Origin of the sequence: Stenotrophomonas sp. SMYL11, assembly GCF_036320005.1 — a bacterium.
In the GTDB taxonomy this organism is placed as follows: Bacteria; Pseudomonadota; Gammaproteobacteria; order Xanthomonadales; family Xanthomonadaceae; genus Stenotrophomonas; species Stenotrophomonas maltophilia_A.
The window spans coordinates 123199-140950 of the sequence record NZ_JAWIRS010000010.1 but is presented as its reverse complement, the minus strand read 5'-3'; the positions used below and the strand labels follow the sequence as shown (position 1 = coordinate 140950).

General features: G+C 65.3%; 25 protein-coding genes. 24 read left to right on the top strand and 1 reads right to left on the bottom strand.

All coding sequences use genetic code 11. The features are described from left to right. Nucleotides 1–8: 8 nt before the first annotated feature. From V3B46_RS14860 to V3B46_RS14805, 12 genes are all read left to right on the top strand, one after another. Entirely contained in the window at nucleotides 9–1475 is a 1467-nt protein-coding gene (locus V3B46_RS14860) for a toprim domain-containing protein (protein WP_005412418.1), read from the top strand. A gap of 165 nt (nucleotides 1476–1640) precedes the next feature. Beyond that, complete coding sequence (locus tag V3B46_RS14855; RefSeq protein WP_005412417.1) at nucleotides 1641–1889, top strand: hypothetical protein; 249 nt, start codon at nucleotides 1641–1643, stop codon at nucleotides 1887–1889. Nucleotides 1890–1899: 10 nt separating this feature from the next. Next, a complete protein-coding gene (locus tag V3B46_RS14850) occupies nucleotides 1900–2550 on the top strand; it encodes a Gabija anti-defense Gad2 family protein (protein ID WP_005412416.1) in 651 nt (216 codons plus the stop codon). 12 nt (nucleotides 2551–2562) lie between these two features. After that, a complete protein-coding gene (locus tag V3B46_RS14845) occupies nucleotides 2563–4437 on the top strand; it encodes a DNA polymerase (RefSeq protein ID WP_049417451.1) in 1875 nt (624 codons plus the stop codon). Continuing rightward, nucleotides 4419–4757, top strand: coding sequence for a hypothetical protein (locus V3B46_RS14840; RefSeq protein ID WP_050483582.1), 339 nt, complete (start codon nucleotides 4419–4421; stop codon nucleotides 4755–4757). The genes V3B46_RS14845 and V3B46_RS14840 overlap by 19 nt, the downstream gene beginning before the upstream one ends. After that, nucleotides 4754–5119: a hypothetical protein gene (locus tag V3B46_RS14835; protein WP_005412414.1), complete on the top strand. Its 366-nt coding sequence runs from the start codon at nucleotides 4754–4756 to the stop codon at nucleotides 5117–5119. Before V3B46_RS14840 ends, V3B46_RS14835 begins: the two co-directional genes overlap by 4 nt. 28 nt (nucleotides 5120–5147) lie before the next feature. Then, nucleotides 5148–5273, top strand: coding sequence for a hypothetical protein (locus V3B46_RS14830; protein WP_005412413.1), 126 nt, complete (start codon nucleotides 5148–5150; stop codon nucleotides 5271–5273). Then, nucleotides 5270–5518 (top strand): hypothetical protein, encoded by a 249-nt coding sequence (locus V3B46_RS14825; protein WP_005412412.1) that lies wholly within the window; start codon nucleotides 5270–5272, stop codon nucleotides 5516–5518. Before V3B46_RS14830 ends, V3B46_RS14825 begins: the two co-directional genes overlap by 4 nt. After that, on the top strand, nucleotides 5515–5826 hold the full coding sequence (locus tag V3B46_RS14820) for a hypothetical protein (RefSeq protein ID WP_005412411.1): 312 nt from the start codon (nucleotides 5515–5517) through the stop codon (nucleotides 5824–5826). Before V3B46_RS14825 ends, V3B46_RS14820 begins: the two co-directional genes overlap by 4 nt. Beyond that, nucleotides 5823–5972 carry a hypothetical protein gene (locus V3B46_RS14815; RefSeq protein WP_005412410.1) on the top strand — a complete coding sequence of 50 codons (150 nt, stop codon included), beginning with the start codon at nucleotides 5823–5825 and terminating at the stop codon, nucleotides 5970–5972. Before V3B46_RS14820 ends, V3B46_RS14815 begins: the two co-directional genes overlap by 4 nt. Continuing rightward, nucleotides 5969–6802: a hypothetical protein gene (locus tag V3B46_RS14810; RefSeq protein ID WP_004154583.1), complete on the top strand. Its 834-nt coding sequence runs from the start codon at nucleotides 5969–5971 to the stop codon at nucleotides 6800–6802. Before V3B46_RS14815 ends, V3B46_RS14810 begins: the two co-directional genes overlap by 4 nt. Further along, complete coding sequence (locus V3B46_RS14805) at nucleotides 6790–6996, top strand: hypothetical protein (protein WP_005412408.1); 207 nt, start codon at nucleotides 6790–6792, stop codon at nucleotides 6994–6996. Before V3B46_RS14810 ends, V3B46_RS14805 begins: the two co-directional genes overlap by 13 nt. Nucleotides 6997–7021: 25 nt before the next feature. Here V3B46_RS14805 and V3B46_RS14800 read toward each other — a convergent pair whose 3' ends face one another. Then, on the bottom strand, nucleotides 7022–7330 hold the full coding sequence (locus tag V3B46_RS14800) for a hypothetical protein (RefSeq protein ID WP_032961816.1): 309 nt from the start codon (nucleotides 7328–7330) through the stop codon (nucleotides 7022–7024). 68 nt (nucleotides 7331–7398) lie between these two features. Between V3B46_RS14800 and V3B46_RS14795 the strand changes: the two genes are divergently transcribed. The 12 genes from V3B46_RS14795 to V3B46_RS14740 all read left to right on the top strand — a co-directional run bounded on the left by V3B46_RS14795 (nucleotide 7399) and on the right by V3B46_RS14740 (nucleotide 17727). Then, nucleotides 7399–7935: a deoxynucleotide monophosphate kinase family protein gene (locus V3B46_RS14795; protein ID WP_004154581.1), complete on the top strand. Its 537-nt coding sequence runs from the start codon at nucleotides 7399–7401 to the stop codon at nucleotides 7933–7935. Between the two features lie 64 nt (nucleotides 7936–7999). Further along, nucleotides 8000–8179 (top strand): hypothetical protein, encoded by a 180-nt coding sequence (locus V3B46_RS14790; RefSeq protein ID WP_005412407.1) that lies wholly within the window; start codon nucleotides 8000–8002, stop codon nucleotides 8177–8179. A 20-nt stretch (nucleotides 8180–8199) separates the two neighbouring features. Continuing rightward, complete coding sequence (locus V3B46_RS14785; protein ID WP_005412406.1) at nucleotides 8200–8352, top strand: hypothetical protein; 153 nt, start codon at nucleotides 8200–8202, stop codon at nucleotides 8350–8352. Further along, entirely contained in the window at nucleotides 8345–9901 is a 1557-nt protein-coding gene (locus V3B46_RS14780; protein ID WP_005412405.1) for a portal protein, read from the top strand. The genes V3B46_RS14785 and V3B46_RS14780 overlap by 8 nt, the downstream gene beginning before the upstream one ends. Before the next feature lie 16 nt (nucleotides 9902–9917). Next, the gene (locus tag V3B46_RS14775) at nucleotides 9918–10061 is read left to right on the top strand and encodes a hypothetical protein (RefSeq protein WP_004154577.1); all 144 of its coding nucleotides are present in this window, start codon (nucleotides 9918–9920) and stop codon (nucleotides 10059–10061) included. Next, the gene (locus V3B46_RS14770; protein ID WP_005412404.1) at nucleotides 10061–10846 is read left to right on the top strand and encodes a capsid assembly protein; all 786 of its coding nucleotides are present in this window, start codon (nucleotides 10061–10063) and stop codon (nucleotides 10844–10846) included. The genes V3B46_RS14775 and V3B46_RS14770 overlap by 1 nt, the downstream gene beginning before the upstream one ends. Nucleotides 10847–10872: 26 nt before the next feature. Then, complete coding sequence (locus V3B46_RS14765) at nucleotides 10873–11826, top strand: major capsid protein (protein ID WP_005412403.1); 954 nt, start codon at nucleotides 10873–10875, stop codon at nucleotides 11824–11826. Between the two features lie 99 nt (nucleotides 11827–11925). Further along, a complete protein-coding gene (locus tag V3B46_RS14760; protein ID WP_005412402.1) occupies nucleotides 11926–12516 on the top strand; it encodes a hypothetical protein in 591 nt (196 codons plus the stop codon). Continuing rightward, nucleotides 12516–14648: a phage nozzle protein gene (locus V3B46_RS14755; RefSeq protein ID WP_005412401.1), complete on the top strand. Its 2133-nt coding sequence runs from the start codon at nucleotides 12516–12518 to the stop codon at nucleotides 14646–14648. The genes V3B46_RS14760 and V3B46_RS14755 overlap by 1 nt, the downstream gene beginning before the upstream one ends. After that, a complete protein-coding gene (locus tag V3B46_RS14750) occupies nucleotides 14645–15118 on the top strand; it encodes a hypothetical protein (RefSeq protein ID WP_005412400.1) in 474 nt (157 codons plus the stop codon). Before V3B46_RS14755 ends, V3B46_RS14750 begins: the two co-directional genes overlap by 4 nt. A 32-nt stretch (nucleotides 15119–15150) precedes the next feature. After that, nucleotides 15151–15549, top strand: coding sequence for a virion core protein, T7 gp14 family (locus V3B46_RS14745; protein ID WP_032961812.1), 399 nt, complete (start codon nucleotides 15151–15153; stop codon nucleotides 15547–15549). 3 nt (nucleotides 15550–15552) lie between these two features. Continuing rightward, nucleotides 15553–17727, top strand: coding sequence for a hypothetical protein (locus tag V3B46_RS14740; RefSeq protein WP_032961810.1), 2175 nt, complete (start codon nucleotides 15553–15555; stop codon nucleotides 17725–17727). The last annotated feature ends 25 nt before the right edge of the window (nucleotides 17728–17752 follow it).

Below are 17752 nucleotides of genomic sequence, written 5' to 3'. Positions count from 1 at the left end.
GGAAAACCATGAGCGACTTTGCGAAGGGTGAACCGCAAGCCCTGGCGAAGCGCGGTATCACTGAGGAAGCATGCCGTAAGTACGGCTACTGGATCGGCAAGGACAAGCACGGCAAGACCGTGCAGATCGCCAACTACAAGCGCGATGGCGGCATCGTCGCGCAGAAGCTCCGCTACCCCGACAAGAAGTTCTCATTCATCGGCGACTCGAAGGCGTGCGGGCTGTTCGGCCAGCACCTCTACGAACCGGGGCGACGCCTCGTCATCACCGAAGGCGAGATCGACGCGCTCTCCGTGGCGCAGGCACTCGGCCTCCGCTGGCCGGTGGTGTCCGTTCCGAACGGAGCGCAAGGCGCGGCCAAGTCCATCAAGCGCGAGCTGGAGTGGGTCAACGGCTTCGACGAGGTTGTGCTCATGTTCGACATGGACGAACCGGGCCAAGCCGCCGCGCAGGAAGTGGCGCTGCTGCTGACTCCCGGCAAGGCCAAGATCGCACAGCTCCCGGCGAAAGACCCGAACGAGCTGCTCCAGCGTGGCGATGCCGAGGCGATCACCCGCGCCATCTACGAAGCGCAGACCAAGCGCCCCGATGGAGTGGTGACGTTCGGCTCCCTCAAGGAGAAGGCACTCAAGCCGGTCTCGATGGGCATGCCTTGGCACGACCCGCGCCTCACCGCGCTGACCTACGGCAAGCGGTACGGCGAGGTCTACACCTTCGGCGCGGGCACCGGCATCGGCAAGACCGACTGGCTGATGGAGGAAGCAGCCTTCATCGCGCAGGAAACCGGCGACCGCGTTGGCCTGTTCTTCCTGGAGCAGCAGCCGGTCGAGACGGCGAAGCGCATGGCAGGCAAGGTTGCTGGCCGCCGCTTCCACGTCCCCGATGGGAGCTGGACGCAGGAGGAGCTGGAAGCCGCGTTCGAGATTCTCGACAAGGGCCAGGTGTTCATCTACGACCACTTCGGCTCGTCCGAGTGGGACGTGATCGAAGCCAAGATGGCCCACATGGTCGTCGCCGAGGGCGTCAAGCACATCGTCCTCGACAACCTCACGTCGTTTGCGGCCGGTGCCGAGGACGAGCGGAAGATGCTGGAGGACACGATGGCGAAGATCGCGCAGTTCGCGCAGCGCCACCTCATCTGCATCTACCTGGTCTCGCACCTCGCCACGCCGGAAGGCAAGCCACACGAGGAAGGCGGGCGCGTGATGCTCCGCCACTTCAAGGGCAGCCGCGCGATTGGCTTCTGGACGCACTTCGCGTTCGGCCTGGAGCGCAACACGCAGGCCGAGAACGAGGCCGAGCGCAACTGCACGACCTTCCGCGTCCTAAAGGATCGCTTCACCGGCCAGTCGAACGGCCAGGTTCTCTACTACAGCTACGACCACGCATCCGGCCGCCTGCTCAATGCAGATGCTCCGGGCGAATACGGCGACTTCGCCGACGAGTCATCCGATGTATCCACCTCCGACTACTGACGGCCGCTCGGTCGTCGGCTTCATCCCAGCTGATGCGCCGCTCTCCTTCGCTGAGAGCCTCGTTCTCCCCTACCAACTCCCGCGCTCCGACCAAGCCTGCCGTGTCATGTACGGCAAGCCTGGGCGGCGCGTGGTCATCCACATCAAAGCCGAGGAACTACCCCAATGAAAGAGATCGTCGCCATCGCAATCGACCTGCTGACCGCTCCGTTCCGCAAGGACACCGTGACCGACGTGGTGAAGGTGCTGGAGGGCCAGGTGGACAAGCTGTTCAAGATCAGCGCCGACCGCATCGCCACCGCATCGACGCTGCGCGACAAGGCCGATGTCCTGCACTCGCAGGCCGACGAGCACGAGGAAGAAGCCGAGCGCGCCCTGCGCGTCGCCGAGCGCTTCACCAACCTGATCCGCTAAGGGACCAACCATGACTGCCGAGCAACACGCTCGGTCCCTGTTCGACGTGTTGCCGGCCGAAGTCCGCCACCTGGTGATCCTGGGTGGCGGAAGCCTGCGCGCGTTCTACGACGGGACCGAAATCAAGGACATCGACTGCTTCTTCGTGTCACTGGCGAGCTACACCTACGTGGCCGCGTACCTGAGCGGCCGTAACGACTGGACCAGCGAGGCCGCTCCGAACGGCATCCGCAACTTCCGCTCGCCCGAGGGTCACCTCGTGAGCCTGATCGGCTTCGAGTTCGGTACGCCGCACGAGCACTGCGCCCGGTTCGATCTGCGGTGCTGCGCCCACGTCGCCATCTACGAACCCAGCACCGACGAGGTGGTGGTCGTATCCCTCGAAGGCGCGGTTGCCGACGCATCGGAGAAGCTGCTGTTCGTGCTGAACAACAACGGCACCGAGCGCACCATCCGCCGCATCACGCACTACGTCGAGGATTACGGCTACACGCTGCATCCCGACCAGCCCGAGCAGGACGAACTGTTCGAGGACGACGACTTCCCCGGCCACGCGCCGCAGGGCGTCCACACGCCGCCGAAGGCCCCCGAGCCGGAGTACATCCTCCGCGCCCGCCGCCGCGTCCGCGCAATCCCCGTAACCAACCACGGCTACCCGTAAGGAGGACCGCCGTTGATCCTCGTATTCGACTGCGAGACCAATGGCCTCCTCGACGAACTTGACACGATCCACTGCATTTCCCTCCAAGAGGTAGATGAGACCGGCGCACCGCGCGGTCCCATCCTGTCCGCCAACGATCACGGCACGGGCGAAATGACAGTCCGTCAGGCCGTCGAGAGGCTCAAGAAGGCCAAGCGCGTTGTCGGCCACAACATCGCCGGATTCGACATTCCGGCTATCGCCAAGGTGTTCCCGGACTTCAAGGTCCAGGCGTACTTCGACACGTTGCTGATGTCCACGCTGGTCTACCCGGACCTCAAGGACCGCGACTTCAAGGCCCGCAAGAAGCAGGGAGCGAACCCGGTGTTGCCGGGCAAGCTGATCGGCCGCCACGCCCTCGAAGCGTGGGGCTACCGCCTCGGTCGCTGGAAAGGCGACTACGCGGCGCAGATGGCCGCACGCGGCCTCGATCCCTGGGCACAGTGGTCTCAGGAAATGGACGACTACTGCGACCAGGACGTTGCGGTCACGCAAGCGCTGTTCGCGTTGCTGATGAGCAAGGGCCTCCCTACCGAGGCCATCGAGCTGGAGCAGGCCGTCGCGCCGATCCTCTCGCGTCAGCAGCGCTACGGCTACCTGTTCGATCAGGAGAAGGCGCGTGAGCTGGAGTGCATCCTCGTGTCCCGGCGCACTGCGCTGGAGGCCGAGCTGCGCAAGGTCATTCCGCCGTGGAAGGTGGTGAAGCGCAAGTTCGTACCGAAGCGCGACGACAAGCGCCGCGGTTACGTCAAGGGCGTGGAGGTCACGACCTACAAGGACGTGGTGTTCAACCCGGCAAGCCGCCAGCACATTGCTGACCGCTTGACTGCAATGTACGGCTGGCAGCCCCAGGAGTTCACCGAGAAGGGCCAGCCGAAGATCGACGAAGAAGTCCTGGGCGCGCTCAAGTTCCCGATCATCCCGCTCCTGCTGGAGCACTTCATCGTCAACAAGCGCCTCGGCCAGCTCGCCGAAGGCGACGAGGCGTGGCTCAAGGCCATCAAGAAGGACGGCCGCATCCACGGCAGCGTGAATCAGAACGCAGCGGTGACCGGCCGCATGACGCACTCGAAGCCGAACATCGCTCAGGTGCCGAAGGTCCAGCACTCGAAGGAGAAGGGAATCCTCAAGGGCCAGGAAGGCGGCTACGGATTCGAGTGCCGCTCGTTGTTCTGCGTCCCAACAGGGAAGCTCCAGGTCGGCGCGGACGCCTCGGGATTGGAGCTGCGCTGCCTGGCGCACTTCATGGCAAAGCACGACGGCGGCGAGTACGCCAAGGTCATCCTCGAAGGCGACATCCACTCCGTCAACCAATCGGCGGCAGGACTGCCAACCCGCGACAACGCCAAGACCTTCATCTACGCCTTCCTCTATGGGGCAGGCGACGCGAAGCTCGGCTCCATCGTTGGCAAGGGTCGCCAGGCCGGGGCGAAGCTCCGCTCGAAGTTCCTGGCCGGGCTGCCTGCGCTGGAGAAGCTGGTACGCGGGGTCAAGAAGCGCGCGGCCGAGAAGGGATACCTGATCGGTCTCGACGGCCGGAAGCTGCACATCCGCAGCGACCACGCCGCGCTCAATACCCTGCTCCAGTCGGCCGGTGCGCTGGTGATGAAGAAAGCCCTGGTGATCCTCGACGCCGACCTGCAAGCCGCAGGGTTGGTGCCGGGCGTCCACTACGAGTTCCTCGCCAACGTCCATGACGAGTGGCAAATCGAAGTGGACGAGGACAAGGCCGAGTTCGTGGGCAAGACCGCCCAGGCTGCCATCCGCAAGGCTGGCGATTACTTCGGCTTCCGCTGTCCGCTCGATGGCGAGTTCAAGATCGGAAGGAATTGGGCCGAGACGCACTGACCCGCGGCAAGCGGGACATTGCACTCGCCCTGGTGCGCCAAGCGAAACGCCGGGCAGCTAGGAAGGGACTGCCGTTCGACCTCACGTCGGACGACATCGTGGTCCCCGACTTCTGCCCGGCACTGGGCATCCCGCTGTACCGCGCTGTCGGGCGCAAGGCCCAAGGCCCCAACTCACCCACGCTCGACCGCATCGAACCTGACCTCGGCTACGTCCGGGGCAACGTGCGCGTGATCTCCGCACGCGCGAATCAGATCAAGTCCGACGCGACTCCCTCGGAGCTTCTGCGAGTCGCCTGTTACGTCCAAGAGAACCGATGAACCCAACCAACATCCTGCGCGCCCTCGCGGCGCTGCTGGTCGTTGCCGCGCTCGCGGCAGGCGGCTTCGCAGCCTGGAAGTACACCGCAATGGCCCAGCGCGTGACGGAGCTGGAGGAGTCGGCAAAGGAACTGGCCGACCTCAAGCAGACCGTCGAGACCCTCAACCGCGAAGCCGTGCGCCGCTCTGCCTTCGATGCAGCGCTGCGGAACGCCCGCGCCACCACCAACCGCTCTGTGGAGATTGCAGCAAATGCTGACCCGGAAACTGGCGATTACCTGTCTCGCCGCATTCCTGACGAGCTGCGCCGCGCACACCTCGAAAGTCGTGCCGGAGCAGTTCCTCCAGCCGACCGTCATTGAGGGCACGCACTCCTCACTCGACGCCGTGATGGCTGACCCGACCACCACCACCTACGACCTCTACCGCTTCGGCGGCAACGCCGAGGACGGCCTCCAGCGTTGCAACGCCGACAAGGCGAGCGCCCTGGAAGTCCTCAAGGAATCGAACCGATGAACGAGAACCGGCTTCGCGTGCATTTCATTGGCGGCCCCGCTGACGGCGATGTCCGCGTGATCGATCCGTGTACCACCTACCGCGTGGCTGTGCTCGAACACCAGCCCGAGGTTCATGCCTACAACGCCAAGTGCCCGTGCTGCACCGAGCGCATGCTGCGCCCCGTGGAGTGGAGCACCGCGACCTACTTCATCCGCCGCGTTAGCGAGAAGTGCTGGGTCGCCGTACACGAGAGCATGGTATGAAGCGCGCTCTCCTGATCCTGGCGCTGTGTGCTGGCCTCGCTGCGTGCGATATGAAGCCCTGGCCGCCGAGTGCGGACTATGGCTCGTGCCTGAAAGGGCACAGCGAGAACTCCTACATCATCATGTGGCAGTCGATGTGTACGGGGAACTCCTGCACGCAGATTCCGTACACCATCCCGACCACCGACTTCGTGTGCGACGAGCACGAGTACCCGCTCGGCGACGGCCCGGAGTACCAGGCCGGAATGAAGCGCTACGCCGCCGAGCTACAGGCGTGGTATGAGCGCTACCCGGAGAAGCGGCCATGACTTCCTACGTCACCTATCGGCCACCGCAGGCGGCCGGTTCCTGGGTCATTGGCGGCAACTTCTTCGTGCAGGTCCGGGAGCGTCCGAACTGGCTGCACCGCTGGTTCGCGCTGGCGTTCCTGGGATGGCAGTGGGTGGACGCATGAACAAGCGCGGCCCCCTGCTACTGATCGACGCCGATGTGCTGCGCTACCAGCTCGCGTTCTCGAACACCGCGAACATCGACTGGAACGGCGACGGCAACAAGGTCGAAGCGATCCAGCCCGAGCGCGCGAAGGCGAAGCTGGAGGACTACATCGACGAGATCGTCGAGAAGTTCGGCGCGCGTGATTACCTGCTGGCCCTGTCCTGCAAGAAGCACAACTTCCGCAAGGACATCGACCCAACCTACAAGCTCAACCGTGCCAGCAAGGACAAGCCTGCCCTGTGGTACGTGCTCGACGAGTTCGTCTACGACGAGTTCGGCGACAAGATCGTGGAGATCGAGAACCTGGAAGGTGACGACGTGCTGGGGCTGCTGGCCTCGCACCCGAATCCGAAGCGCGCGCCAGGCAGCCGCATCGTCGTGTCCATCGACAAGGACATGCAGACGATCCCCGGCATCCGTCTCTACAACCCCAACCGTCCCGACGTGGGCGTCCGGCCGATCTCGGCTCACGACGCTGACCTGTTCTGGATGAAGCAGGTGCTCACGGGCGACCAGGTGGATAACTACCCCGGCTTCCCCGGCATCGGCCACAAGGGCGCGGACGAGCTGCTCATGCCCATCCACGAGGCGTACCGCGATGCGTCCGTCGAGGAGCACCTCGGCGCGCTGTGGAACACCGTCGTCACCACCTACACCACCCGCATCCCCCGCGGCGGCACCGAGCCGCTGTCGAAGCACGATGCGATCCGCCAAGCACGCCTCGCGCGAATCCTGCGCTACGGCGACTACAACCCCAAGACCAAGGAAGTGAAGCTGTGGAAACCCTGATCCTGTTCATCACCATCGTCGCCGTGCTGGCCGTGCTGTTCGCCTTCGTCGCCTACGGCGCTGCCTGGCTGTGGTGGCGCAGCCTCAACACCCTCGAACGCACCCTGTACCGCTCGGCTGGCAGCGTCAAGCTGTGGCCGGCCGCTGTCGGCGTTGCTGGCGCGGCTTGGCTGATCGCCCGGTGTTTCGCCTGACGACAACCAAGCCACCTGATCCTGCTTACCGCAACTCGTCCACGTAGAACTGCTTCCAGTGTGCAATCTCTGACGGATTCCGACTTACGGGTTCTCGGCTATTGAAAACCCAAAGCTGGATCGCCTTCGGCGTAGTCAACGTTTCATACGTGCAGCTGAACTCAGTGAGCTTATCTGTGATGAGCTGCTTGGCCGCATCGTAGCGCTCTCGCTGAATTCCTTGTGCTTGCCCTGATGCCACGAGCGCATCCATCGCCTCCTGTAGGCCATAGAGCTTCTGTGCAAGCTCAGAGATTTCCGCTCCGTTTGTGTTACTCGGCGTAGAACTCGCCATACCTGTCTCCTTCCATAACGAACACGAATTGTACCCGGCTAAGGCCGGGTTTCTCTTTTGGAGTCCCCATGAAGATCATCGGAATCACCGGCCGCGCCCGCAGCGGCAAAGACACCCTGGCCGAGTTCCTGGTCAGCGACCACGGCTTCGTGAAGCTGTCCTTCGCGGCCCCGATCCGCGCCTTCGTGGCGGACATCACCGGCCTGCCGGTGTCCGCGATGGAGGACGGCCCGCTCAAGGAGGAGCCGCTCGACTGGCTCAACGGGCAGACCCCGCGCCGCCTGATGCAGACCGTGGGCACCGAGTGGGGCCGTGAAATGATCGACCGCGACCTGTGGGTCAAGGTGGTCGCGCAGAAGATCCGTCAGGCCCGCCGCGACGGCGCTGCTGGCGTCGTGGTGTCGGACGTTCGCTTCGACAACGAGGCGCAGTTCATCCGTGAGTGGGGCGGCCAGGTGGTCCAGGTGCTCCGCGACAGCGCGGCCCCGGTCTCGGCGCATGCCTCCGAGGCAGGCGTCCACGGCGACCTGATCGACACCGTGATCGACAACAACGGCCCGATCCACCGCCTGCGGATGGTCGCGGAATCGCTGGCCCGACTCTAAGGGTTTAGTGGTCATCATCGGGGGAAACGACAGTTTCCCCACCTATTCATAACCCAGGAGTTCTATGCAAATCCCTCTGCACTCCTACGACCTGATCGACCTCCTGGACGAACTGCACCCCGAAGTGATCTACGACCCCGCCAAGCCGAAGGAGGAGTTCCTGCTCCGGCAGGGCGAGCGCCGCCTGATCCTCCGGCTAAAGGCGCTGCGGAAGGTCGAGCAGATGGAGCACCGCGCCCGCTAATCATGTGCAGCAAGCCCAACATGCCGGACCAGCAGGAGAAAGACCCGATCCTGCTGACCCGCCAGGACACCCAGCCGACCGGCCACGCGGCCGATCAGCGGCGTAAGTCCAAGGTCCGACTGGACCTGAACAACGCAACGCAGTACCAAGGACTGACCATTCCGAATGGCTGACGCCAAGCAGACCTCGGCCGAGAAGCAGACGGCCGCGAAGCGCTACGGCGATCTCAAGTCCAACCGCAAAGAAGCCGAGACGCGCGCCAAGCGCTGCGCCAAGGTTACCCTGCCCCGCCTGTGGGTGGACGAGGGCGCGAAATCGCGTACCCCCGGTTCCGCCTACATCGACACCGGCCCGAAGTGCGTCAACGCCCTGGCCTCGAAGATCGTGCTGGCCTGGCTCCCGCCGAACGCCTCGGTGTTCAAGCTCGCGCCTGACCAGGCAGTCGCCGAGAACATCGCCGAGCAGGCTGGCGTGGAGACCTCCGAACTGGAGGCCGCGCTGGTGGACGTGGAGCGGGTCATCGTCAACGACCTGGAGACCAGCGGCGTCCGCCCGGTCCTCAGCGAGGCGGCCAAGCACGCCATCGTCCTCGGCAATTTCCTGCTCTACGACCCCGACGAGGGCAAGCCTAAGCTGTATCCGCTGACCTCCTACGTGACCGACCGCGACGGCCTGGGCAACGTGCTGGAGATCATCACGCTCGACAAGATCGCCCCGGCCATGCTGCCGGACTCGATCCGCGCGGCGGTGATGCAGAAGCTCGCCCAGGAACGCGACGAAAAGACCAAGAACGACGACGTGAACCTCTACACCTGGGTGCGTCGCTCGGAAGATGGCAAGGAGTGGGAAGTGGTCCAGGAGGTCGAGGGCGTCGAAGTCCCCGAGACCGTGGGCACCTACCCCATCGACGCCTGCCCGTGGATTCCCCTGTGCGCGCCGCCGTCCCTCGTGGACGACTACGGCGAGGGCTTGGTCTACGACTACGTGGGCGCGTTCGAGTCGCTGGAGGCGCTGCGCAAGGCGATCCGTAAGGGTGCCGCCGCGCTGGCGAAGATCATCATGTTCCTCAAGCCGACCTCGACGATCCGCGAGCGCCAGCTCACCGAGGCCGAGTCCGGCGCGGTGCTGCGTGGCGAGGCCAGCGACGTGACCACGCTCCAGCTCCAGAAAGCCTACGACCTGAACTTCGTGCGTCAGGAGGCCGAAGGGCTGGCGAACTCGCTGGAGCTGATCTTCGGCGTGAAGTCCGCCGTGCAGCGCCCCGGCGAGCGCGTGACCGCCTACGAAATCCGGGTGCTCACCCAGGAACTCGACGACGCCCTCAGCGGCTTCATGGCGATGTCGGGCGAGCAGCTCTTGCTGCCGCTGATCCGCCGCCGCCTGCACAAGCTCCAGAAGCAGGGTCGCCTGCCCGAGCTGCCGCAGGAACTCATCAAGCCGCGCATCACCGTTGGCATCGCCGCCCTCGGCCGCGGCCACGACCTGAACAAGCTGATCGAGTTCGGTCAGGCAGTGGATGCGCTTGTCGGCGCAGAGGAGAAGGCGCGCCGCCTCAACAGTGGCGAGGCGATCTCCCGACTGGCCGCCGCTTCCGACATTTCCACCAAGGGCCTGATCCGCTCCGACGACGAGCTTGCTGCCGAGCAGCAGGACGCCTCGGCGCAGGAGGCGATGGTCCGTGCCGCTCCGAATATCGCCTCAGCGATGACCCAAACCCCGTAACCCCGAGAAGGACGCAATGTCGAACGAAACCACCGAGAAGCCCGCCAAGCCGACCAAGGAAGCCCCGAAGGCTCCGAGCGTCGAGCGTAAGGGCAAGGCCGAGATCACCCGCAAGACGAACGGCCTGGTCATCGTCAACTACAAGCCCGAGGACAAGTAATGTCGCAGCCGGGCAAGTCCGAAGTGACCGTCAGCCTTGACGGCATCAACGGCCAGCCGACCCCAGGTCAGCAGCCGCCGCAGAACTCCCAGGACACCCAGCAGCCCGCACCGGGCGCGCAGGGTGGCACCGATGGCGAGCGCCTGTTCGGCGGCAAGTACAAGACCGTGGAGGAGCTGGAAGCCGCCTACGCACAACTGAGCACGCCAGCCGACGACAAGGGTGGCAAGGGCGGCCCCGCGACCATCGACGACGCCACCGCGGATGACGCGCGTGACGCCTTGGCGCGGGCTGGCCTGAACCTGGACGACTTCGCCACCGAGTTCAACTCGAACGGCTCGCTGTCCGAGGAGAGCTACAAGAAGCTCCAGGACGCGGGCTATCCGAAGGAGCTGGTGGACGTGTACGTCGATGGCCTGCGCGCTCGCGTGCAGACCTACGAGAACGCCGTCTACTCGCCCGCAGGTGGCAAGGCCGGTTACGACGGCCTGGTCCAGTGGGCTAAGACCAACCTGAGCGCCGAGCAGAAGCGGGCGTTCAACGAAGCGGTGCAGTCCGGCGACGCCGGCCGCGCAGCGCTGGCAGTCCAGGGCCTCGTCGCCCTCCGTGGCGGCAACGGCCGCCTTCTGAATGGCAAGACCGCATCGAACGCCGATGCAGGCCCCAAGCCGTTCCAGTCGCAGGCGCAGGTCGTCGAAGCGATGCGCGATGTGCGCTACCACCGTGATCCGGCTTACCGCGCGGAAGTCTCCGCCCGCCTGGCCGTGTCGCCGCTGTTCAAGTAATCCACTCAACCTCAAGCAAGGACTAAATGTCGGACGCAATCCCCTCCCGCCTGGGTCAAGCCCAGGCCAACGGCGACGCCTGGGCGCTGTTCAAGCAGAACTACACTGCTGAAACCATCACCAGCTTCGTCGAGAACTACAAGCTGGACGGCCGCGTGTCGGTGCGCAACATCGAGAGCGGCAAGTCCGCCTCGTTCCCGAACGTCGGCACCATCGGCTCCGAGTACCATGTGCCGGGCACCGAGATCAAGGGCCTGGTGGTCGAGCACAACGAGACCATCATCACCCTCGATCCGATGCTGATCTCGCACGCCTTCATCGCCAACATCGACGAGGCGATGAACCACTACGACGTGCGTTCCGAGTACACCCGTCAGCAGGGTGCGGAGCTGGCGCTCAAGCGCATGCAGAACGAGCTGCGCTGCGCGATCCTGGCCGCTCGTACCACCGAAGGCAAGGTCGAAGGCCAGCCGGGTGGTGCCATCATCAAGGCCGCCACGATGGCCTCCGATCCGACCGTGCTGGCCGATGCGTTCCGCAACGCCCGCATGCTGTTCGACGAGAAGCTGCTGCCGGACAACCCGCAGGAGTTCACTGGCGCACTGGCCCCGGCTCAGTGGTATCTGCTGACCGAGAACAAGGACTTGATCGACCGCGACATCAACGCGGAATCGAACGGCTCCTACGGCCAGGCGATCATTTCCTCGGTCGCCCGCATCCCGCTGGTGAAGATCAACGCGATGCCGCGTGTCGATGAGTCGGCCCTGGCCTCGATCCCGGCCAAGTACCGCGGCAACTTCGCGGACACCGTGGGCGTGATCTTCCACCGCTCGGCGGTCGGCACCCTCAAGCTGCTGGACCTGTCCCTGGAGGACGTGTACCAGGGCGAGAAGCAGGGCACCCTGATGCTGGCGAAGTACGCGCTGGGTCACGGCATCCTGGCTCCGCGCGGTGCCATCGAGCTGTCGAAGGCCCCGTAAGCAATACCGCGCCGTTGGGCAAATCCCGCGGCGCTTCAATCTCTCTCCATCTACGGGGGACATCCACATGGGTGTCCCCCGTTTTTTTGCCCCGAATCCATGAACCTCGAACTCACTCCGACCACGGAACTCGAAGCCGTCAATGTGCTGCTCGGTGCTATCGGCGAAGCGCCGATCAGCGACCTCGAAGCGCTCGGCAACCTGTACGCCTCGCAGGCGCGCGACACCCTCCGCGCGGTGAGCCGCGAGGTCCAAACCGCTGGCTGGTGGTTCAACACCAGCGAGTCGTTCACCTTCACGCTCAACGCGGAAGGCAAGGTGCTGCCGCCGCAGTCGATCCTCAAGCTCGTCCCCGCACGCGGAAGCGAGCCGCTGGTGATCCGAGGCACGCGCCTCATCAACCCGCTCACCCTCGCCGACACGTTCTCGTCGGCCCCCACCGCCGACTTCGTGACCTGGTTCCTCGCCTACGAGGAGCTGCCCGAGTCGGCCCGCCGCTACATCGCCGTGCGCGCTGCGCGTCTGTTCCAGACGAGCGTGCTGGGTAGCGACCAGCTCTACGTGTTCACCGAGAAGCACGAGGAGGAGGCATACCTCATCTTCGCGCAGGAGCACGCCGACTTCACCTACGCCCGCGGCCACAACTTCCTCAGTGGCTCGACGGACGTGTCTGATATTTGGGACCGCTGATGCCGCTAATCACGGGGGACTATCCCTCGTTCCTGGGAGGCGAGTCGCAGCAGGACGATACCGTCCGCTCGCCGAACCAGCTCACCAAGGCGATCAACGCCTGGCTGCATGCCGCAATGGGCGCTGGCAAGCGCCCGCCCGCCGAGTTCGTTGCTGGCCTTGGCGTCACCCTCGATCACGACTGTGCCTTCCACTCCATCGTCCGCGATGAGAACGAGCGCTACATCGTCGCCGTGGGTCACCGCAGCATCCGCGTGTTCGACCACGAGACCGGCAAGGAATACACCGTCAACGCCACGGGCGACGCGCTCAACTACCTGGACACCCAGGGACAGCGTGCGTGGTCGTGCTTCGCGCTGGCGACGTTCTCCGACACCACCTTCATCGTCAACCGGCTGGTAGACGTGAAGCAGAGCGATGAGCTGTCGCCCGGTTCGCTGTACGGATCGGCGCAAACGATGTCCGACCTGCCGAAGCCCGGCGACAAAGGCTCGGCCGTTGTGCCGACCGGCGCGATCTACAACATCATCGGCTCGTCCGAATCGCAATTCGACGACTACTACGTCCAGAAGCAGTCCTCCTCGGTCTACCTGGAGGTCGCCCGGCCGGGCATCAAGCACCGCTTCGATGCCAAGACGATGCCGCACATCCTCAAGCGCATCCCCGATCCAGTGCATGCGGACGGCTTTTGGTTCTCCTTCGGTGGACCGGAGTGGACCGCGCGCCTCGCGGGTGACGAGCAAAGCAACCCGTTCCCGTCCATCGACGGCCAGCGCATCCGCGAGGTGTTCAAGCACCGGGACCGCCTAGGCTTCCTGGCCGGGGAGAACGTGCTGATGTCCGAGGTCTCCGATCCGTTCAACCTCTGGCGCACTTCGGTGACCCAGGTGCTCGACGCCGACCCCATCGACGTGAGCGTCAGCGGGTCTAACGGCGTCACCACGCTCTACCACGCAGTCCCGTTCCAGTCGGCCCTGTTCCTTGCCGCTGCGGGCGGCCAGTTCCTCCTGACCGCCGAGCCGTACCTGGCCGCCAAGAACGTCAAGAGCGATCCGGTCAACAGCTACAGCAGCTCGCCGTACATCCGGCCGAAGCTGATGGGCGAGTCGCTGTACTTCACCGAGGACAGCGGCGCATACGCCAGCGTGCGCGAATACTTCATCGACGACCTGTCGGTGACCGGCGACGCCGCCGACGTGACGGCGCATGTGCCCAAGCTGATGCCGGGCCGCATGCGAGCGATGGCGAGCGCAAGTGGTGCCGACTGCGTGTTCTTCGCTCCTGACGAGCCGACCGACGCGCAGCTCTACGTCTACTTCGTCCGCTGGATCGGCGACGAGAAGCAGCAGTCCGCATGGACGCGCTGGTCAATCTCCGGCGTCGGTCGCATCGTCCACATGCACGCCATCAACGACGTGCTGTACGCCGTCGCGGAAGCCCCAGGCGGCGGCTGCGAGCTGCTCAAGTTCCGCATGGTGCTCAACCAGCACGACACGGATGCCACGGGCGACTACAACTTCCTGCTCGACCGCATGCTGGTGGTGCAGCCCACCTATCAGCAGTTCGGCAACGAGACCTGGATCGACCTGCCCTACATCGTGCCCGATGGCATGACGGTCACCGTCCTCAAGACGGACGACTGGCAAGACCCCGGCGCGTACCTGGACATCACCAAGGCGCGCTGGGACAACGCCCGCACCCGCCTTGCGCTCCCCGGTAACCACACCGAGGGCCGCGTGGTCGTCGGCATGGACTACGAGCACCGCCTCACCCTGACCAAGCCCATCGTTCGCGGTGGGCAGAACCAGGCCGTGCTGGTGGGCCGCACGCAGGTGCGTGACATCGAGGTCGCCTACAAGGATGGCGCGTACTTCGAGCTGGAGGTCGAGCAGCACGGCAATGGCCGCGTCGAGACCTACGTGGCGTCGCACTCCGGTGCGTACACCGCGCGCGTCCTCAACGACTCGGTGTTCCGCACCAGCGCCCCGACGTTCCACTCCGGCTCTCGCCGGTTCCCCGTGCTGGGCGACGCCAACAGCGTCCGCATGCACCTCGTCAACCGCCTGCCGTTCCAGTGCTGGTTCCAGTCAGCACAGTGGCGCGGCATGTTCGTCTCCCGCAGCCGAGTATGACCCTGACCTATCGAAGCCCCACCGCCAGCGACATCCTCCACGTCGCCGAGAACATGCGGCAGGAGGACATCCTGGAGGTGGCGGCTTCGCATGGTCACACCCCGCTCCAGGCGCTCGCATTTGCAGTGACCGCGAGCGACCGCAGTTTCGCCGCGATGCACGACGGTTCCCCCGTGTGCATCTTCGGCTTCAGCCAGCACGCCGAGGGTATCGCCTCGGTTTGGCTGCTGGGCACCGACGCCCTGGTGGCTCCCACGTTCTGCCGCACGTTCCTCCGAGAAGCTCGGCGGATCAGCGACGAGTGGTCGGCCACCTTCGGCACCATCTTCAACTTCGTCGATGTCCACGCCGTCACCACGCGGCGATGGCTCGGCTGGCTTGGCTTCCGCGAGAGCGGCGTCGAGTCCGCCTACGGCTTCGCCAAGACACCCTTCGTCCGAGTAACCAAGACCCCATGTGCAACCCCGTAGCAGTCCAGGTCGGTATCGCCGCAGTCAGCGCGATGGCGACCATGTACGGCCAGGATCAGAACAACAAGGCCATCGAGGAAGCCGCGGAGCGTCAGCAGGAGCAGATCAACGACCAGGCCGCCGAGCGCACCCAACAGCGCATGGAGGAGGCCCGCGCACTGCGATCCGCGATGCGCGCCTCCGCAGCAGAAGCGGCAGTGTCCGGCAACTCGGTCGAGCTGCTGGCGAACGACATCATGGCCCAGGCTGGCCGTGACGTGGCCCTCATCGAGAAGAACCGCAGGAACGGAGTCGTCGAAAGCGGCTCCGAAGCACGCGCTCGTATCCGCACCGGCAATGCCGAGGCGCTGGGCGGCGTGATGCAGTCAGGCGCGAATGCCTACAGCAACATCCAAACCTACAAGCGCTATTCCATTCCCGGAGACGAGTAACCCGTGGCTCGCACGAAACCCCAAGAGATCATCCGCCGCGCGCAGGTGCCGCAGCGTCTCGCCGAGCGCCCCGTTCTGGCGGTGCAGGCTGACCAAGCGTCCTCCGCTGGTGCCGGTGTCCTCTCTCGCACCGCCGCTGCGGTGCTGACGCGCGTCTCGGATTCCGTCAACTCGCAGATGATCTCAAACAGCCGCGAGCAGTACAGCGCCGCGGCGACCCAACGTATGCAGGAGGACGCCGAGGGTACGCCCCGGCAGGCCGAGGACTTCGTTGCCCAGCAGTCGGAGTCATGGCGTCGCGGCTACCTCAAGGCAGACGGCATCATCCGCGTCCGCGACTGGCAGATCGAAGCGGCCAAAGAGATCGCCAAGGCCGAACCCGGCACCGACATCGAGCCGCTCATCAAGGAGCGGATGGCTGCGCTGACGCAGAACCCCGAGTTCCAAGACCCGCAGGTCCGCAAGGCCCTGATGCCGGTCGCCATGCGCGCCGCGCAGCAGGTCCGCCAGCAGTGGCAGGCCGACTCGATGCGGGAAATGCTGGTCCGGCAGAAGGAGTCGCTGACCGCGATCATCCGCGACGGCATCAAGGGCGGCACGTTCCTCACTTCCGAGGGCATGAACGGCCTGTACGCGATGCTGGACCAGGAGGAGTACGCCTATCTCAACAAGCGCGACGTGGACGAACTCTACGTCGAGGCCGCCAAGGAGGAGCTGGCCGCAGGCAACCGCGATCCTCAGTCGATCCTGGCGTTCCTGGAGCAGGACCGCGGCGACGGCCAGCCCGGCTTGATGAACACCGAGCACGGCGACGAGCTGCGCGCGGCGGCTGCCGCTGGTGCCCGCGTGATCGCACACCGCGAGGACGAGGCACGCAAGCAGGCGATGGCCGAGGCAGAGTGGACGCTCCAGGGCCTCGCGGATCGCGGCCAGCTCACCCACAAGACCATCGACACCTGGGCCAGTAAATTCGGCCTGAGCGGTGGCGACCTCCAGTCCTTCAAGCGATACTGGAACAACCAGCAGGAGCAGACGCTTCGCCGCTGGGAGCAGGAAGCGAAGGAGCGCGCCCGAGAGGAGCGCATCCGCAAGCTGGTAGCCGGGGGCAATCCCTACGAGATCAGCGACGCCGACCTCAAGAAGCAGGCCGGTAAGGAGTGGGAGGAAACCCCGCAGGCCGCACGCGGCCAGGTGCTCCAGAAGTGGGCACGGCAGGGCATCGTCATCCCCCAGCTCGAACGCATCCTCAAGCGCGCTGACCCGGCGTTCCAGGAGAACTTCCAGAACGCCGCGACGCTGTACGAACAGCTCCGCAAGGTCTCGCCCAAGTACGCCGATACGGTCGCTGGCGGCGAGGCTGCCGCAATGCTGGACCAGTACCTCTACGACACCCGGCGCAGCGGTCAGTCTCACCAGGAGGCCGCTCGCGTCCTGACGCAACCGAAGCGGGAAGTCGAGGAGGCCCGCTCGGTCATCAACGACACCTGGAAGTCCGGCATCAAGGACTACCTGGAGATCGACGGCAAGCCGCGTGACCCGCGTGAGCTGCACCGCATCCGCCAGGAAGCCGAGCGCATCGCCTCGCGTGGCGGAGTGTCCGGCGAAGCTGCCATCCGTGCAGCGGTCGGTCAGATCGACGCCCAGCGCACGACCGTCAACGGCCGCCGCGTGCCAAACATCGGCATGCCGCAGGGTGCCGAGCCAGCGGTAGACGAGCTGATCCAGACGGTCGCGCGCAAGCTCGGCCGCGACCCGGATGAGCTGTCGGCCCTGCCCAATCCCCGCAATCCGGGGCAGTGGCAGATCGTCGGCCCCGACAACTGGCTGATCCCTGACCCGGACACCGGCCGCGCCATCGGTTTCGACCCGCGTGCCATCGCGGCACAGCACCAGCGCTGGAAGGGAGACCTTGCGGAATCCCAGGCGCGTCGTCGGGTCGAGCAGCGCACCACCTGGGCGGACCAGTCCCGGAACATCCGCGACCTGCGCTCGCAGTCGGCGACCACGGAAGTCCCTGCGGCCATCGCCAAGCGCGACGCCAGCGCCGCCGAGGCTCCCGCCTTCGAGCTGCCCAAGTTCGACCTCACCAAGCCGCTGGTTCCCAACGCGGGCACCAAGCAAACCACCACCACCCCGGCAGTCCCCGAGGACTTCCTGGAGTACCTGACGAGGAAGTAAGACCGCATGTTTGAATCCCTACCCG

Bases quoted from the DNA above. Each gene is read 5' to 3' on its own strand.
- V3B46_RS14860 (WP_005412418.1), top strand. From the start codon at position 9: ATGAGCGACTTTGCGAAGGGTGAACCGCAAGCCCTGGCGAAGCGCGGT.
- V3B46_RS14855 (WP_005412417.1), top strand. From the start codon at position 1,641: ATGAAAGAGATCGTCGCCATCGCAATCGACCTGCTGACCGCTCCGTTC.
- V3B46_RS14850 (WP_005412416.1), top strand. From the start codon at position 1,900: ATGACTGCCGAGCAACACGCTCGGTCCCTGTTCGACGTGTTGCCGGCC.
- V3B46_RS14835 (WP_005412414.1), top strand. From the start codon at position 4,754: ATGAACCCAACCAACATCCTGCGCGCCCTCGCGGCGCTGCTGGTCGTT.
- V3B46_RS14830 (WP_005412413.1), top strand. From the start codon at position 5,148: ATGGCTGACCCGACCACCACCACCTACGACCTCTACCGCTTCGGCGGC.
- V3B46_RS14825 (WP_005412412.1), top strand. From the start codon at position 5,270: ATGAACGAGAACCGGCTTCGCGTGCATTTCATTGGCGGCCCCGCTGAC.
- V3B46_RS14820 (WP_005412411.1), top strand. From the start codon at position 5,515: ATGAAGCGCGCTCTCCTGATCCTGGCGCTGTGTGCTGGCCTCGCTGCG.
- V3B46_RS14815 (WP_005412410.1), top strand. From the start codon at position 5,823: ATGACTTCCTACGTCACCTATCGGCCACCGCAGGCGGCCGGTTCCTGG.
- V3B46_RS14810 (WP_004154583.1), top strand. From the start codon at position 5,969: ATGAACAAGCGCGGCCCCCTGCTACTGATCGACGCCGATGTGCTGCGC.
- V3B46_RS14800 (WP_032961816.1), bottom strand. From the start codon at position 7,330: ATGGCGAGTTCTACGCCGAGTAACACAAACGGAGCGGAAATCTCTGAG.
- V3B46_RS14795 (WP_004154581.1), top strand. From the start codon at position 7,399: ATGAAGATCATCGGAATCACCGGCCGCGCCCGCAGCGGCAAAGACACC.
- V3B46_RS14790 (WP_005412407.1), top strand. From the start codon at position 8,000: ATGCAAATCCCTCTGCACTCCTACGACCTGATCGACCTCCTGGACGAA.
- V3B46_RS14785 (WP_005412406.1), top strand. From the start codon at position 8,200: ATGCCGGACCAGCAGGAGAAAGACCCGATCCTGCTGACCCGCCAGGAC.
- V3B46_RS14780 (WP_005412405.1), top strand. From the start codon at position 8,345: ATGGCTGACGCCAAGCAGACCTCGGCCGAGAAGCAGACGGCCGCGAAG.
- V3B46_RS14775 (WP_004154577.1), top strand. From the start codon at position 9,918: ATGTCGAACGAAACCACCGAGAAGCCCGCCAAGCCGACCAAGGAAGCC.
- V3B46_RS14770 (WP_005412404.1), top strand. From the start codon at position 10,061: ATGTCGCAGCCGGGCAAGTCCGAAGTGACCGTCAGCCTTGACGGCATC.
- V3B46_RS14765 (WP_005412403.1), top strand. From the start codon at position 10,873: ATGTCGGACGCAATCCCCTCCCGCCTGGGTCAAGCCCAGGCCAACGGC.
- V3B46_RS14760 (WP_005412402.1), top strand. From the start codon at position 11,926: ATGAACCTCGAACTCACTCCGACCACGGAACTCGAAGCCGTCAATGTG.
- V3B46_RS14755 (WP_005412401.1), top strand. From the start codon at position 12,516: ATGCCGCTAATCACGGGGGACTATCCCTCGTTCCTGGGAGGCGAGTCG.
- V3B46_RS14750 (WP_005412400.1), top strand. From the start codon at position 14,645: ATGACCCTGACCTATCGAAGCCCCACCGCCAGCGACATCCTCCACGTC.
- V3B46_RS14745 (WP_032961812.1), top strand. From the start codon at position 15,151: ATGGCGACCATGTACGGCCAGGATCAGAACAACAAGGCCATCGAGGAA.